We start from the raw sequence: 14,892 nt of genomic DNA, 5'->3' as shown, positions 1-14,892 counted from the left end.
TTATATATCTGGGTGACTATTAATCTCCTTACCCTTTTATATTGAATTATTCTGCAGAAAGTGTCATTCCCCCTTATTTTGTGTTGTGATTGTTTTCGCAAAACGTTTTATTTCTGCAATAAATACAACTTTCATCCTCTAGGAAGTTGTGAGTCTTAGTGATAACGTGGCCTTTATTTGGTTAAGGGAATACGAAAATGAAAAATCTCATCACTGAGTTGTTACTTAAGCTCGCCCAAAAAGAAGAAGAGTCGCAAGACCTGGCCGCACAAGTCGCAACGTTAGAGCGGGTCATCATGGAAATGCTGCGCAACATGGCAGCAAATGAGCAGCAAACACTGATTCGTCAAATAGAAGGTGCGCTGGCAGGGGTAAGTCAAATGCCCGCATTTCTAACGACGATGCAAAGTGCTGGCGAGAACTTACCCAAAACGTGTTGAGATATCTGCAGATACTGATCCACGAATTATCATAAAAGTGTCACATCAAATACTTATAGTCGCTTTGTTTTAATTTTACCGTATTTGTACATGGAGAAAATAAAGTGAAACAAAGCGCACTCGCTATTGCCCTGTTACCCTTGCTGTTTACCCCGGTTATTTATGCAGAAACATCTACCGTAGTGGTTATGGATAATCGTGCCGCACAGGGAGATATCACCACTCCGGGTGGCGCACGTCGATTAACGACTGATCAAACGGCAGCACTACGAGATTCTCTGAGCGATAAACCAGCCAAAAATATTATTTTATTGATCGGCGATGGTATGGGGGACTCGGAAATTACCGCTGCGCGAAATTATGCTGAAGGCGCGGGTGGTTTTTTTAAAGGTATTGATGCGTTACCCCTGACCGGACAATACACGCACTACGCGTTGGATAAAAAAACGGGTAAACCTGACTATGTGACCGATTCTGCAGCTTCTGCGACGGCATGGACGACCGGGGTTAAAACATATAATGGTGCGCTGGGCGTTGATATTTACGAAAAAGATCACGCCACTATTCTGGAAATGGCTAAAGCTGCCGGTCTGGCGACAGGCAACGTATCCACTGCTGAATTGCAGGATGCCACCCCCGCCGCGCTGGTTGCGCATGTGACGTCGCGTAAATGTTACGGTCCGAGCGTCACCGCTGAGAAATGCCCGACGAATGCGCTGGAAAAAGGTGGTAAAGGGTCAATCACCGAACAATTATTGAATGCCCGCGCTGATGTTACGCTGGGGGGCGGGGCAAAAACCTTTGCTGAGAACGCTGCAGCGGGCGAGTGGCAGGGTAAAACGCTGCGTGAGCAGGCTCAAGCTCGTGGTTATCAGATGGTCAGTGATACCGCGACGCTGGCAGCCATTACCGAAGCGAATCAGGATAAACCGCTGTTAGGCTTGTTCTCTGACGGCAACATGCCGGTACGCTGGGAAGGGCCAAAAGCGTCTTACCACGGTAACCTTGATAAGCCAGTCGTGACCTGTACGCCAAATCCAAAACGCAACGACACGGTGCCAACGCTTGCCCAGATGACGGATAAAGCGATTGAGTTATTAAGCAAGAATGAAAAAGGCTTTTTCCTGCAGGTAGAAGGCGCGTCCATCGATAAGCAGGATCACGCCGCAAACCCGTGCGGCCAGATTGGTGAAACGGTCGATCTGGATGAAGCCGTACAACGTGCGCTGGCCTTCGCGAAGAAAGACGGCAACACGCTGGTCGTCGTGACCGCTGACCACGCGCATGCCAGCCAGATTGTTGCGCCAGACACCAAAGCCCCAGGCCTGACTCAGGCGCTGAATACCAAAGATGGCGCGGTGATGGTTATCAGCTATGGTAACTCGGAAGAGGAATCACAGGAGCATACCGGCAGCCAACTGCGTATTGCTGCCTATGGCCCGCATGCGGCGAATGTGGTTGGCCTGACCGACCAGACCGACCTGTTTTACACGATGAAAGCGGCGTTAGGGCTGAAGTAACCTGCTATTTGGTCACTTAATTTGAATAATAAGGTGGCTATTTCTGCGTCAGCAACCAGACTTACTACACGTCATCCTTCAAGCAGCCAACATCGAGGTCGCTTGAAAGGTGACGTGTAGAGTGAATACTCACAACAGGATGGTGCTATGAAAATAACATTGCTCGTTACCCTATTATTTGGCCTGGTTTTCTTAACTACTGTCGGCGCTGCCGAGAAGACGTTAACCCCGCAACAACAGCGTATGACCACCTGCAACCAGCAGGCGACGGCGCAGACCTTAAAAGGGGATGCCCGGAAGACATATATGAGTGATTGCCTGAAAAACAGTAAGTCTGCGCCTGATGAAAAGAGCCTGACGCCGCAGCAGCAGAAAATGCGTGAATGCAACGTTCAGGCAACAGAGCAGTCACTGAAAGGCGACGATCGTAAAAAATTTATGAGCGCTTGCCTGAAAAAAGCTGCGTAATACATACGGGTGAGCGGATAAAATCGCTCACCCGAAATATCATACTTCCGCCGCCAGACCCCTTTCTATAATTTGGGAAATTTGTTTCAGAATATTCCCAAATACGATGAATGATGAAAACTTTTATCAAAAGAAGGCCGTACCGAATGAAGCATTTATATCGCTTCATCAAAACGACCACCAACGTTCCGGTCTGCGATTTGCCCGACGGATAAGACTGCCTCGCGCAGTCGGGCTAGGGGGAATGTTTTTCCCCATCGCGTCGGTATTAGTCTCGCAACCCATAACCGGAGGTTGGTGGCTATTACTGGTGGGATGGGCGTTTGTCTGGCCGCATCTGGCGTGGCAGTTGGCGAGCAAAGCGGAAGATCCGCTGTACAGTGAATTTACGAATATTAAAGCCGATGCGATCCTCGCTGGCATGTGGGTGGGGATCATGGGGGCAAACCTGCTGCCATCCACGGCGCTGTTGATGATTATCTGCATCAACCTGATGGGCGCAGGTGGGGTGCGATTATTCATCGCTGGCGTCGTGTTGATGGTGGTTTCATGTCTGGTGACGCTACAGTTAACGGATATTCCGGTCGTGTTTAGCAGTACGCAACTGAGCGTGCTGTTGTCGCTGCCGGTACTGGTGATTTATCCGCTGCTGTTTGCCTGGGTTAGCTACCAGACGGTGATCAAATTGGCAGAGCATAAACGCCGCCTGCAGGTAATGAGTACGCGGGATGGAATGACCGGAGTTTATAATCGGCGCCATTGGGAGCTACTGCTGCGCAATGAATTTGATAATTGCCGTCGTCAACAACGTGATGCCACGCTGCTTATTATCGATATCGACCATTTTAAGAGCATCAATGATACCTGGGGTCATGACGTTGGGGATCAGGCGATTGTTGCGCTGACGCGTCAGTTGCAAATGACGCTGCGCGGCAGTGATGTGATTGGGCGTTTTGGTGGTGATGAGTTTGCGGTAATTATGTGCGGCACACCTGCAGCCAGCGCAATCGCGGCGATGTCGCGCGTCCATGAAAGACTTAGCCAGTTACGCTTGTCCTGTGCTCCGCAAGTAGCCCTGCGGATTAGCGTCGGTGTTGCTCCGCTGACTTCTGAAACAGAGCACTATCGGGAATGGTTGAAGTCAGCGGATATGGCGCTTTACAAAGCAAAGAATGCCGGACGTAACCGTACTGAAGCGGCGGCCTGACGTCCGACTTGCACTCAGGATTTGCTGAGTTTCTCTGATTGTTCCATGCACTTAACCATCGCTTCGATGACTGACGAACGGAAGCCGCGTTCTTCGAGGACGCGCACTGCCTCAATGGTGGTTCCGCCAGGCGAGCACACCATATCTTTCAGTTCTCCGGGATGTTTACCCGTTTCCAGTATCATCTTCGCCGATCCCATGACCGCCTGTGCCGCGAATTTATAGGCTTGTGCGCGTGGCATGCCGCCCTGAACGGCGGCATCCGCCATGGCTTCGATAAACATAAACACATATGCCGGGGCTGAACCGCTGACGCCAACGACCGGGTGAATCATCGATTCTGCGATGACTTCGGCTTCGCCAAAGCAGCGGAAAATATTCAACACATCAGCAGTATCTTCCGGTGTTACCAGCGCATTTGGGGTGACGGACGTCATTCCTGCATTGACCAGTGACGGCGTGTTAGGCATTGCGCGGATAATTTTACGGTCATGACCCAGTGCGCGGGCGAGCTGATCGAGGGTGACGCCCGCGGCAATGGATACCACCAGAGAATCTTTGTTCAGGCTGGAGGTGATTTCACTCAGCACCTTAATCATGATACCAGGCTTCACGGCGCCAAAGACAATATCTGCGATTTGCGCGACTTCTTGCGCAGACTGCGCCGCATTTATGCCGTACTGATCGTGCAGTGCTGCGACTTTATCGGGAGAGGGGGTATAGACCCAGATTTGTCCGGGGAGTACCTGGCCGCTGGCGATCAGGCCGCCAAGAATCGCTTTACCCATATTACCGCAGCCGATAAAACCAATTTTCTTGTCCATCTTGTCACTCCCTATGCGTGATATTCATTGTTTTATACCCGTTATTCTTCAATTCACTTGAATTATTTAGGGTAAATCTGGGAAAGCTAAGCTTAGCGCGGAATGAAGGTGTTCAGAAGGAGAAACAGCGCTTTGCCTGAAAGTAAAAGCACGAGACAATGTGCAATTGCACATGTGTCTGGAGGTGTTATGACGATTTGGGTGGATGCGGATGCGTGTCCGAATGTGATTAAAGACATTTTATATCGGGCTTCCGAGCGGATGCAGATGCCGCTCATTTTGGTCGCCAATCAGAGTTTGCGCGTTCCGCCTTCGCGTTTTATCCGCACCTTACGTGTTCCTGCCGGGTTTGATGTCGCCGATAACGAAATTGTGCGCCAGTGTAGCGCGGGAGACCTGGTTGTCACGGCGGATATCCCGCTGGCCTCTGAAGTCATTGAAAAAGGCGCTGCGGCACTCAACCCTCGCGGTGAACGCTATACCGAGGCGACGATCCGTGAACGTCTGACGATGCGTGATTTTATGGATACGCTGCGTGCCAGCGGGATCCAGACCGGGGGGCCTGACAGCCTTTCACCGCGTGACAGGCAACATTTTGCGGCAGAACTGGACAAGTGGTGGCTGGAAGTTCAACGTAGAAAATAATAACTGTAATTTATTTTTTACACTTTCTTCGTTGTGAATTCTTGTTATAGTAGGGTTTAATCGATTTCATCGCCTTATTGGAATTTATTCTTTACACTTTGGCGATGTACTAGTTTGATGGTATGATTATAACTTTAACAGCATCAGATCCCGCTTACCTGCGGTTCTCTGGGGAACTTCTGTGATGACACAACCGCTTTATCTTGTTGGCCCCCGGGGGTGTGGTAAGACGACAACCGGTATGGCACTGGCGAAAGCCATCGACTTTCAGTTCGTTGATACCGATCGCTGGTTGCAATCACACGTGCAGATGACCGTGGCTGAAATTGTTGAAAGAGAAGGATGGGAAGGTTTTCGCGCCCAGGAAACGACCGCCTTGCAGGCCGTTACGGCCCCCTCAACAGTCGTGGCGACTGGCGGCGGTATTATTCTTACTGAATATAATCGTCACTACATGCGTAGTCACGGCATGGTCATCTATTTAAGTGCACCCGTATCGGTACTGGTAAACCGCCTGGAAGTGGCGCCTGAGGAAGGGTTGCGCCCGACGTTAACCGGCAAGCCATTAACCGAAGAAGTGCAGGAAGTTCTTGAGCAGCGCGATGCGCTGTATCGTGAAGCGGCGCATTATATTGTTGATGCGACGAATGAACCTTCGCAGGTTGTGGCCGATATTCTTGCGATACTGTCACAAGCCCGGTCGCAGCTACAGGGCGGAGCTTATCGTTAAGGGCTTCCCGATTTAGACCAACCCTTCCACTCAATCCCGGGTGCGCAGACAAATTATCTGTCCTCTGCCGGAGCGTGCCTGTATCACAATTTTCGAACCTCCCGGTATACCGCGGAAAGTGAAAATTAAACGATAACAATATAGTACTGGAATGATTTGGAATCTTTACACTATGCATCGCCGATCTGCTGCTACGCTTTTGAGCATTTGTAGCGCAGGTCAGTACCCGGCATTTGTCCGGGAATTCACGGCAAAGTAAGAAGACGGTGGAGCAACAAATGAGTACGTCGTTGGCTATCCTCACGATTGGTGTTGTGCCGATGTGTGAGGTGTTACCGCTCCTGACGGAATATATCGATGAACAACACATTACTCACCACAGCCTGCTGGGACAGATGCGGCGAGAAGATGTGATGGCTGAGTATGCAGTATCGCCCGGTGACGAGTCGTTATTGACGCTGCTGAGCGACCATCAACTGGCTCATGTCTCGCGCCAGAAAGTCGAGCGCGATTTGCAAAGTATTGTTGAAGTGCTGGATAACCAGGGGTTTGACGTTATTTTGTTGATGAGCACGGCCTCAATTTCTCGCCTGACGGCCCGCAATAGTATCCTGCTGGAGCCTTTACGAATTATTCCTCCCCTGGTGGCCTCAATTGTGGAAGGGCATCAGGTTGGGGTGATTGTGCCGGTCGCCGAATTGCTCCATGCCCAGGAACAAAAATGGCAGGTGCTACAGACGCCCCCTGTCTATGCCGTGGCAAACCCGATTCACGGTTCTGAACAACAGCTGATTGATGCCGGAAAAGATCTGCTTGAGCAGGGGGCGGATGTGATCATGCTGGATTGTTTGGGGTTTAACCAACGCCATCGTGATTTACTGCAAAAGTCGCTGGATGTCCCGGTTCTTCTGTCTAACGTACTGATTGCCCGACTGGCATCCGAGTTGCTCGCTTAATTTTGCGTGACAGCTACAACGTCAGGCCCCTATATTGGTTATCAACTTAATCACGAGATAGGGCCAGTTGTATGCTTCAAAGTAATGAATACTTTTCCGGCAAAGTAAAATCGATTGGTTTTACCAGCAGCAGTACTGGCCGCGCCAGCGTTGGCGTTATGGCGGAAGGTGAATACACCTTTGGTACGGCGGCACCTGAAGAGATGACGGTGGTAAGCGGTGCGTTAAATGTGTTACTGCCGGGGGAAACTGAGTGGAAAGTGTATGCCGCAGGGGACGTGTTTAACGTACCGGGCAACAGCGAATTTCATCTGCAAGTGGCAGAGCCAACATCCTATCTTTGCCGCTATTTGTAATTGTTTAGTGCCTGATAGTACTCACTTATCTGGCCTACGCCTATTGTAGGCCAGATAAGTCGTAAGGGGTGGCATCGGGCAATACGACGTCACTCAGCGCTGTGCTTCGCCGCCTAAACCTTCCACCAGGCTTTTAATCAACGCGGCCAGTTCACCCGTCATCAGGATGAAATCGGCATCAAAACGTTGAGCATAGTCTTCACGGTCGATGTCTTCATTTTGATCGCGCAGTTCATCGCTGAACTTCAGACGCTTAATGGAACCGTCGTCGCACATGACAAACTGAATACGCTGCTGCCAGTCGAGCGCCAGCTTGGTGACCAGTTTGCCTGCTTCGATGTGTACGGCAATTTCATCGCAAACCAGATCCTGTTTCTTCGCGCGGATCACGCCACCATCTTCCAGCATCGCTTTCAGTTCGGCTTCATCCAGTAACTGGAAACCTTGCGCCGTCGTGCCGGAACGGACCCATTCGGTCAGCGTCAGTTCGATTGGGTTTTCCATCGTCAACGGGACAACCGGCAGTGAACCGAGGCTTTTACGCAGCAGTGCCAGCGTGTCCTCTGCTTTCTTTGCGCTGGCACAGTCGACAATGATCAGGTCATTGACGGTGTCGATCCACATCATTGTCTGGCTGAAGCGGCTAAAGGCGCGCGGCAGCAATGAGTGCAACACTTCATCTTTCAGCGAGTCTTTTTCGGTCTTTTTGAGCTTGCGACCCTGCTCAGCTTCCAGTTTGGCTATTTTTGCTTCCAGCGCCTGTTTGATAACCGGCGACGGCAGAATTTTTTCTTCTTTGCGGGCGCAGATAATAATTTGGCCATTGGCGGTATGCGTTAATGCATCGCTGTGCGATCCCATCGGCGGAACCCAGCCCATTTTTGCCATATCCTGGCTACCGCAAGGGGTGAACGTCATTGATGCCAGCTGTTTTTCCATCTCTTCGGCACGCAAAGAAACATCGCGGCTAAGACGGTAAACCATTAAATTTTTGAACCACAGCATGATAATTTCCACGGCCTTGTCGTTAAATCCAGCGGGCATGATAGCGAATTGTCGCTATGCTTGCATTGTTAATCGGGAAGAGGAGTAAACCGTGCGTATAGGTATCGATTTAGGCGGTACGAAAACGGAAGTTATCGCGCTTGGCGATGCGGGTGAGCAGCTTTTTCGCCATCGCCTGCCGACGCCGCGTGATGATTATCGACAAACCATAGAAACCATCGCCGCACTGGTGGAGATGGCGGAAAAAGCCACCGGGCAGACGGGCACCGTGGGGATGGGCATTCCCGGTTCAATTTCGCCTTATACCGGGGTGGTGAAAAATGCCAACTCGACCTGGCTCAATGGACAACCCTTTGACAAAGACCTGAGTACGCGACTGAACCGTGAAGTCCGCCTGGCAAACGATGCTAACTGCCTGGCGGTGTCTGAAGCGGTCGATGGCGCAGCCGCGGGGGCGCAGACCGTGTTTGCGGTGATAATTGGTACCGGCTGTGGTTCCGGCGTGGCGCTCAATGGCCGGGCGCATACCGGTGGGAATGGCACGGCGGGCGAGTGGGGGCATAATCCGCTGCCGTGGATGGATGATGATGAGTTGTGCTATCGGCAAGAAGTGCCTTGCTATTGCGGTAAACAAGGCTGCATTGAAACCTTTATCTCAGGGACGGGTTTTGCCACTGATTATCATCGCCTGAGCGGGAACCCGCTAACAGGCAGTGAAATTATCCGTCTGGTAAACGAACAGGATGCGCTGGCGGAACAGGCGCTGAGCCGATATGAATTACGCCTGGCGAAATCGTTAGCGCATGTGGTGAATATTCTCGATCCGGATGTCATTGTGCTGGGCGGGGGAATGAGCAATGTCGACAGGCTGTACCAAAACGTTCCATCACTGATTAAGCAGTTTGTTTTTGGTGGTGAGTGTGAAACGCCTCTGCGCAAGGCGTTACACGGTGACTCCAGTGGTGTGCGCGGCGCGGCCTGGCTGTGGCCGCAGGCATAAACGTTTACGTCGCGGGTGCAACCTGTTGCACACCGCGCTTCAGACGACCATAGATCAGCAGTGATGACATCGCGGAAAAAGACAGTAGCGCCGCAGGGATCGTGACGTAGTTGTAGGCAAAGCCCAGCGTCAACATTAAGCCGCCGAAGTAAGCGCCAATTGCGCTACCCAGATTAAAGGCCATTTGCCCTCCGGCCGCGCCCAGCAGTTCACCGCCCTTTGCGTTTTGCAGCAGTAAAATTTGCAGCGGTGCTGATAGCGCAAATAGCCCTGCACAGCAAATAAAGGCAAACGTCAGCGAGGCGGCTTTGATGCCGCCGAATGCAAACAGCAGCAGCAGGGCCACTACAATCACAAAATCGGTTACTACCGCAATGCGTAGCGGCGTGTAGCGACCAGACAGTCGTCCGCTCAGCAAGTTGCCCAACACCATCCCCAGCCCAACCAGCATCATGATGAAAGTCATCAGCGTTTCGGAGAAACCAGAGATGTACATCATGTAGGGTTTTACGTAGCTGAACCAGGCAAAAACACCGGCGTTCCCAAACATGGTGGCGGAGAAAATGAGCCACGGTGCGGGACTTTTCAGAAAGTGAAATTGCTCGCGTAGCCTGCCTTTTGCTTCGTCGCGGAGGTTGGGTACCCAAAACATAACCGACAGAATAACGGCGATGTTAAACACGGCAATCAGCAGAAACGTGTAGCGCCAGCTAAACGTCTGACTCAGCCAGGTGCCAACGGGAATGCCAATCAGATTGGCGACGGTCATGCCGGAAATCATACCCGCTACGGCAGCGGTGACTTTACCAGGACGCGCCAGCTTTGACAGGATAATCGCGCCGACGCCAAAAAATGCCCCGTGTGGAAACCCGGAGACCAGCCGACCTACCGCCAGCATAAAATAGCTGGAAGAGAGGGTGAAGATGGCGTTACCGACCACACACAGCGTGACCAGAAACAGCAGAATATGCTTGAGCGAAAAACGATTGGAAAACACGGCAATAATGGGGGCGCCGATGACAACGCCAAAGGCGTAAAACGAAATCATATGGCCAGCATCGGGAATGGAAATGCCCACGTCACGCGCCAGTTCGGTTAAGACGCCCATAATGCCAAACTCGGCCATGCCCAGCCCAAACGTCCCGAGAGCTAAAGAGAAAATGACTTTTTTCATACTACCTGCCAACAATAAAGACGCAGGATGTGCGCCACAGCGTCGAATGCTCGCCGCCAATAAAGGGATAGCTTGCGGATAAGAAAAAGGGATTGCCATTTCATATCCGTCTTTGTGTATTCACGATCGTGCTATGTATTATGCCGGATGATGCTTACGCATATCCGGCCCGTGAAACCACATCCGTTGGTTGATTACTCCACCGCAAACATCTTATCGAGTTTGCTGTAACCTAATCCGTTGATTTTTTTAACCTTGATCTGCACCGGAATCCGTTCTTTCATCGCTTCGACGTGACTGATGACGCCAATGGTCTTGCCGGTGGCGTTCAGGGCATCCAGCGCGTCGAGGGCGGTATCCAGCGTTTCGCTGTCCAGCGTGCCGAAACCTTCATCGAGGAACAGAGAGTCAATGCGTGTTTTGTGACTGACCAGGTCGGACAGCGCCAGCGCCAGCGCCAGGCTCACGAGGAAGCTCTCGCCGCCGGAGAGCGTGCGGGTATCACGCACGGCATCGGCCTGCCAGGTATCCACCACTTCGAGTTCCAGCGCCTCACTGGCCTTGCGTTGCAACAGATAGCGACCGTGCAGGCGGGTCAGCTGATTGTTGGCCAACCAGACCAGGTTATCCAGCGTCAGTCCCTGGGCAAATTTGCGGAATTTATCACCTTCTTTCGAGCCGATCAGCGCATTCAGGTAGCCCCAGTCTTCGACCTGCAGTGAGGCCTTTTCAATCTCTTGCATCAGGGTCTGCTGCTGCTGGCGGTTTTCGGCATCCTGCCTGAGCTGCTGGCGAATTTCGCCCTGGCGCGTAGTGTTGTCCCGCAGTTGTTGCGTGAGCTGTGCCAGTGCATCGCGAAGATAGTCCACGGTGAGTGTGAGATCCGCGCCGACAGGCGGTTGCTGCTGATGCGTTGCCAGCGCCTGCTGAGCCTGGTTAAGCAGCGTTTGCGCTTGTTGTAGCTGGCCTTCCAGCGACTGCTTAAGCTGCTCAAGATGGTTAAATGCTTCTTCATCCAGCAGGGCGGCAAGGAAGGCGTCGCGATCGTCAAAAACACTGGCCTGCAATGCGCTATCAAACTGTGCCTGAATTTCTGCTGCGCGTTGCGCTTCCTGTGCTTCCTGTTGTTGCAGCGACTGCCACTGGCCCTGTAATGAGAGGCAGTCATCGTGCACCTGCCGCCAGTTTTCCAGCGCCAGGCTTTCTGTTGTTTCTTCATTTGTGCCGGTTTCGGGCAATGTTTCCAGCAATGGTACAAGCTGTGCCATTTTCGCCTGGAGCTCGGTCAGCTCATTCTGGCGACGTTGCCACACCTGCGCTTCGCCCGCACGTGCGTTAAGCCAGGCGGTGATCTCGTCATCGGCAGGAAGTGACAGACCGTAGCGGGCTAATTCAGCCAGAAGCGTCGTCTGCCGCTGTTCAATATGCTGCTGAAGCTGGATTATCTGTTCGGAATGCGCAGTAATTTGTGCCTGCAGGGTATGACGCAGGCTCAACTGGTGAAGCTGTTGTTCGTGTTCCTCCTGGGCTGCAAGCCAGGGGGCGATATCATCCTGCGGTTGTAACGTTATGTTCAGACGGGTAGTCAGCGCCTGCCACTCTTGAGTAAGTGCTTGCTCCTCCTGAGAAAGCGTCTGTACCTCGCGTTCATCGCGCTGTAGCTGTTGGGTTATCGCGTCGAGCTGTCCGCGTAGCGTTGACCCCTCATCGGCCAGCGTTTTGACCTCTTTTTCTAATGCCTCACGCCGCGACTGATTGACGCTCAGTTCGAGAGTCTGATAGTGCTCAATGGCCGGATGCGTCGTGGAGCCACAAAGCGGACAAGGCTGTCCGGATTGCAGTAAAGCACGCTGGCTTTCCAGATCTTTAATCCGTGCTTCCTGCTCGCAGAGCGTTTTTACATCAGTCAGATGCTGATTTTTATCTTTATAACGCTGACGTTTTTCGGCCAGGGCCGCGTTGCGTTGCGCTTGCTCCTGCTGGCGCTGCTGAATTGCGGTACGTAGCTGTACCAGCTGTTTTTGTTTCGGCGCAATTTGTCCATGCAGATTGCTCAGTTGCTGGCGTATTGGGCGCAACTGTGCGTGCTGCGCCAGCGCTACCGTGACCTCTTGCGCGCTAAGGGCCAGCGAGGGAAGTGGCAGTGCATCCAGCTTGCGTACGTCGCTGTCGCGGAGTTTTTGCCACTGACGTAACTGCTCGTTAGCGTCAGCTTGCTGTGCCAATAGCGCTTTCCATCCCGCCAGTTCGCTGCTCCACAAGCGGAAACGGTCATGTTCGTTCAGCCAGTCGGTTAGCGTCTGCTGTTCGGTGAGCAGGGTTGTCGACTGTTTTTGTGCCTGCTGACGGATGCGCCCACGCAGCGCTAAGCTGCTTTGTAAGCGAGTATTCACTTCCTGAATATTCTGTTGTGTTCGGCTTAGCGTGGCGGATTGTTCCTGAATTCGCTCCCAGTACGGACGCAACGCTCTGGCGGGATGTGCCAGGCTAAGTGTCGCCAGCTGCGGTTGTGCTTTTTCTTGCGCCTCTTTTGCGGTCTGTAAGGTTTGCTGGTGGCGGCTTACTTCTGCCTGAAGCTCATTTTGTCGGATGAGCCAATTGAGATGCTGTTGCTGGATTTGCTGACGGGTAAGATACTGTTTCTCTTCGTCAGTAAGTACCTGCAAACTTTCTGTCAGGGACTGTACCTGCTCTGCGGCGAGCAGGGCAACACCGCTGGCCTGCGCCTGTAGCTTTTCCAGCTCTGTGCGCGCCGCTTTATGTTTTTCGAACACCATGGCGGAGATTTGTCCATAAATCTCGGTCCCCGTCAGTTCTTCCAATAGCTCGGCGCGTTCTTTCGGTTTGGCATTGAGAAAAGCCGCGAACTGCCCCTGAGACAGCAACATAGAACGGGTAAAGCGTCCGTAGTCCAGTCCGGTAAGTTCGGCAGTGATTTCCAGCTTGTCTTTAACTTTATCGGCGAGAATTTTGCCATCCGCGCAGCGAGCCAGTTCGACACGCGGAACCTGCAGGTTACCTTCCGGTTGATTGCGCGCGCGGTTCTGACTCCAGAATGCGCGATAGGCTTCGCCTCTGACTTCGAATTCAACTTCGGCCAGACATTCCGCCGTGTCGCGGGTCATCAGGTCATTTTGCGACTGCGAGACGGTATTGAGTCGTGGTGTTTCGTGGTACAGCGCGAGGCAAATGGCGTCCAGCAGGGTGGTCTTCCCGGCACCGGTTGGACCGGTGATGGCAAATAGCCCGTTGCTGGCAAAAGGCTCTGCCGTGAAATCAACTTTCCATTCCCCTTTCAGGGAGTTGAGGTTTTTCAGACGCAGGCTGAGAATTTTCATGCTTCGGTCTCCCCGGCGAGCGTGTGTAAGGTCGTACTAAACAGGTGATTCAGACGCTCACGCTGTGGATCGTCGAGTTCTTCCAGTGCCAGACGGCGGTCAAACACCTCCGTCACGCTCAATTCACTCAACGTTTCGCGCCGTTCATTGGCCATGATGCGCTCGCGTTGTTCACGACTACGCCGCACCAATAAGACTTCTACCGGTAAGTCTTCGGTCAGGGCCTGGATTTTGCGCTGCATATCGTGCAGATAGTCATCGGTCGCGATTTCTATATCTAGCCACACCGGCGGTTCATGATGCGTGCCACGCCATTGTTCCAGCTGTGCGCTAATTGTCGCTAAATCGCCTTTCAACACGGCAAGCTGTTGGGTTACTGGCACGATGAGGTTTTCAACGGCGCTCAGCTTACCGTTTTCAAAGCTCACCAGGTGGACACATTTGCTTTTGCCGCACTCGTCAAAACTGAGTGCAATTGGCGAGCCACAATAGCGAATATGTTCTGTACCGCCGATGACCTGTGCCCGGTGAATATGTCCCAGCGCGATGTAATCCGCTGGTGGGAAGTTTTGTGCCGGAAAAGCATCCAGCGTCCCAATATAAATATCACGTACGGCGTCACTTTTACTGGCGCCGACGGTGGTCAGATGCCCTGTCGCAATAATCGGCAGATTCTGGTCGCCACGCAGCGCGCAGGCGTCCTGATATTGCTGTTGGTAATAGTCGGTGATTGCACCTAATAAATGCTGCTGTTTTTCGTGACCGGTTAGCCCCGCCTGGCTGGTAATGATGTCACGTGGACGTAAAAAAGGAACCGGACAGAGGATCGCGCCCGGCGTGCCGTCGCGTTGAGGGAGCACTTGCGGCGTGTGGCCCGCGCTGGCCACGACGGTGGTATTGAGGAACGCCAGAATATCGCGGGATTCATTGAGTGTGGCAACGGAGTCATGGTTTCCTGCCAGCACGACCAGATGACAGCCCGTTTGCTGTAGATTGACAACAAAACGGTTATACAGCTCGCGGGCGTAGCTTGGCGGTGAACCGGTATCAAAAATATCGCCTGCCACAATAATGGCATCCACCTGATGGGATTGTGCCGTTTCCAGCAGCCAGTCGAGAAAGGCCTGGTGTTCAGCGGCGCGGCTCTTGCTGTAGAAATTTTGGCCCAGATGCCAGTCAGACGTGTGGAGGATGCGCATAAGAGTTCCATGACAAAAAAACGATGGCGG

General features: G+C 52.6%; 14 protein-coding genes. 9 read left to right on the top strand and 5 right to left on the bottom strand.

What is annotated here, in order from left to right; genetic code table 11:
* Positions 1-197 precede the first annotated feature (197 nt).
* From NNO02_RS00760 to adrA, 4 genes are all read left to right on the top strand, one after another.
* A complete protein-coding gene (locus NNO02_RS00760) occupies positions 198-440 on the top strand; it encodes a sigma-S stabilization anti-adapter protein IraP (RefSeq protein ID WP_271441109.1) in 243 nt (80 codons plus the stop codon).
* Positions 441-544: 104 nt separating this feature from the next.
* Positions 545-1,960, top strand: a complete 1,416-nt coding sequence (gene phoA, locus NNO02_RS00755) for an alkaline phosphatase (RefSeq protein ID WP_271454039.1) — start codon at positions 545-547, stop codon at positions 1,958-1,960.
* A gap of 147 nt (positions 1,961-2,107) precedes the next feature.
* Positions 2,108-2,428 carry a phosphate starvation-inducible protein PsiF gene (psiF, locus tag NNO02_RS00750; RefSeq protein WP_048212462.1) on the top strand — a complete coding sequence of 107 codons (321 nt, stop codon included), beginning with the start codon at positions 2,108-2,110 and terminating at the stop codon, positions 2,426-2,428.
* A gap of 91 nt (positions 2,429-2,519) precedes the next feature.
* Entirely contained in the window at positions 2,520-3,635 is a 1,116-nt protein-coding gene (adrA, locus tag NNO02_RS00745; RefSeq protein ID WP_137384661.1) for a diguanylate cyclase AdrA, read from the top strand.
* A gap of 14 nt (positions 3,636-3,649) precedes the next feature.
* On the opposite strand, the gene proC is transcribed toward adrA, so the two are convergent.
* Entirely contained in the window at positions 3,650-4,459 is an 810-nt protein-coding gene (gene proC / locus NNO02_RS00740; RefSeq protein WP_271454038.1) for a pyrroline-5-carboxylate reductase, read from the bottom strand.
* Between the two features lie 189 nt (positions 4,460-4,648).
* On the opposite strand from proC, the gene NNO02_RS00735 reads away from it, so the two are divergent.
* The 4 genes from NNO02_RS00735 (at position 4,649) to ppnP (ending at position 7,146) form a co-directional block, all read left to right on the top strand.
* Positions 4,649-5,104 (top strand): YaiI/YqxD family protein, encoded by a 456-nt coding sequence (locus NNO02_RS00735; RefSeq protein WP_101741820.1) that lies wholly within the window; start codon positions 4,649-4,651, stop codon positions 5,102-5,104.
* Between the two features lie 184 nt (positions 5,105-5,288).
* Positions 5,289-5,834: a shikimate kinase AroL gene (gene aroL / locus NNO02_RS00730; RefSeq protein WP_271454037.1), complete on the top strand. Its 546-nt coding sequence runs from the start codon at positions 5,289-5,291 to the stop codon at positions 5,832-5,834.
* Positions 5,835-6,112: 278 nt separating this feature from the next.
* On the top strand, positions 6,113-6,790 hold the full coding sequence (locus NNO02_RS00725; RefSeq protein WP_137384659.1) for an AroM family protein: 678 nt from the start codon (positions 6,113-6,115) through the stop codon (positions 6,788-6,790).
* A gap of 71 nt (positions 6,791-6,861) precedes the next feature.
* Positions 6,862-7,146: a pyrimidine/purine nucleoside phosphorylase gene (gene ppnP, locus NNO02_RS00720; RefSeq protein WP_003021477.1), complete on the top strand. Its 285-nt coding sequence runs from the start codon at positions 6,862-6,864 to the stop codon at positions 7,144-7,146.
* A 93-nt stretch (positions 7,147-7,239) separates the two neighbouring features.
* Here the strand turns inward: ppnP and rdgC are convergent, their stop codons facing one another.
* Positions 7,240-8,151 (bottom strand): recombination-associated protein RdgC, encoded by a 912-nt coding sequence (gene rdgC, locus NNO02_RS00715; RefSeq protein ID WP_137384658.1) that lies wholly within the window; start codon positions 8,149-8,151, stop codon positions 7,240-7,242.
* Between the two features lie 91 nt (positions 8,152-8,242).
* On the opposite strand from rdgC, the gene mak reads away from it, so the two are divergent.
* Positions 8,243-9,151, top strand: coding sequence for a fructokinase (gene mak, locus NNO02_RS00710; RefSeq protein WP_271454036.1), 909 nt, complete (start codon positions 8,243-8,245; stop codon positions 9,149-9,151).
* Positions 9,152-9,155: 4 nt separating this feature from the next.
* Here mak and araJ read toward each other — a convergent pair whose 3' ends face one another.
* The 3 genes from araJ to sbcD form a co-directional block, all read right to left on the bottom strand.
* Positions 9,156-10,325, bottom strand: a complete 1,170-nt coding sequence (gene araJ, locus NNO02_RS00705) for an MFS transporter AraJ (RefSeq protein WP_137384707.1) — start codon at positions 10,323-10,325, stop codon at positions 9,156-9,158.
* A gap of 194 nt (positions 10,326-10,519) precedes the next feature.
* A complete protein-coding gene (sbcC, locus tag NNO02_RS00700) occupies positions 10,520-13,663 on the bottom strand; it encodes an exonuclease subunit SbcC (RefSeq protein ID WP_271454035.1) in 3,144 nt (1,047 codons plus the stop codon).
* Positions 13,660-14,862, bottom strand: a complete 1,203-nt coding sequence (sbcD, locus tag NNO02_RS00695; RefSeq protein ID WP_271454034.1) for an exonuclease subunit SbcD — start codon at positions 14,860-14,862, stop codon at positions 13,660-13,662. The genes sbcC and sbcD overlap by 4 nt, the downstream gene beginning before the upstream one ends.
* Positions 14,863-14,892 lie beyond the last annotated feature (30 nt).

Source organism: Citrobacter sp. Awk 2, from assembly GCF_028069815.1.
In the GTDB taxonomy this organism is placed as follows: domain Bacteria; phylum Pseudomonadota; class Gammaproteobacteria; order Enterobacterales; family Enterobacteriaceae; genus Citrobacter.
This window is presented reverse-complemented; position numbering and strand designations above follow the sequence as displayed.

Coding starts and splice junctions, on each gene's coding strand:
- NNO02_RS00735 (WP_101741820.1), top strand. CDS start 4,649: ATGACGATTTGGGTGGATGCGGATGCGTGTCCGAATGTGATTAAAGAC.
- sbcD (WP_271454034.1), bottom strand. CDS start 14,862: ATGCGCATCCTCCACACGTCTGACTGGCATCTGGGCCAAAATTTCTAC.
- sbcC (WP_271454035.1), bottom strand. CDS start 13,663: ATGAAAATTCTCAGCCTGCGTCTGAAAAACCTCAACTCCCTGAAAGGG.
- NNO02_RS00725 (WP_137384659.1), top strand. CDS start 6,113: ATGAGTACGTCGTTGGCTATCCTCACGATTGGTGTTGTGCCGATGTGT.
- araJ (WP_137384707.1), bottom strand. CDS start 10,325: ATGAAAAAAGTCATTTTCTCTTTAGCTCTCGGGACGTTTGGGCTGGGC.
- psiF (WP_048212462.1), top strand. CDS start 2,108: ATGAAAATAACATTGCTCGTTACCCTATTATTTGGCCTGGTTTTCTTA.
- aroL (WP_271454037.1), top strand. CDS start 5,289: ATGACACAACCGCTTTATCTTGTTGGCCCCCGGGGGTGTGGTAAGACG.
- NNO02_RS00760 (WP_271441109.1), top strand. CDS start 198: ATGAAAAATCTCATCACTGAGTTGTTACTTAAGCTCGCCCAAAAAGAA.
- rdgC (WP_137384658.1), bottom strand. CDS start 8,151: ATGCTGTGGTTCAAAAATTTAATGGTTTACCGTCTTAGCCGCGATGTT.
- proC (WP_271454038.1), bottom strand. CDS start 4,459: ATGGACAAGAAAATTGGTTTTATCGGCTGCGGTAATATGGGTAAAGCG.
- ppnP (WP_003021477.1), top strand. CDS start 6,862: ATGCTTCAAAGTAATGAATACTTTTCCGGCAAAGTAAAATCGATTGGT.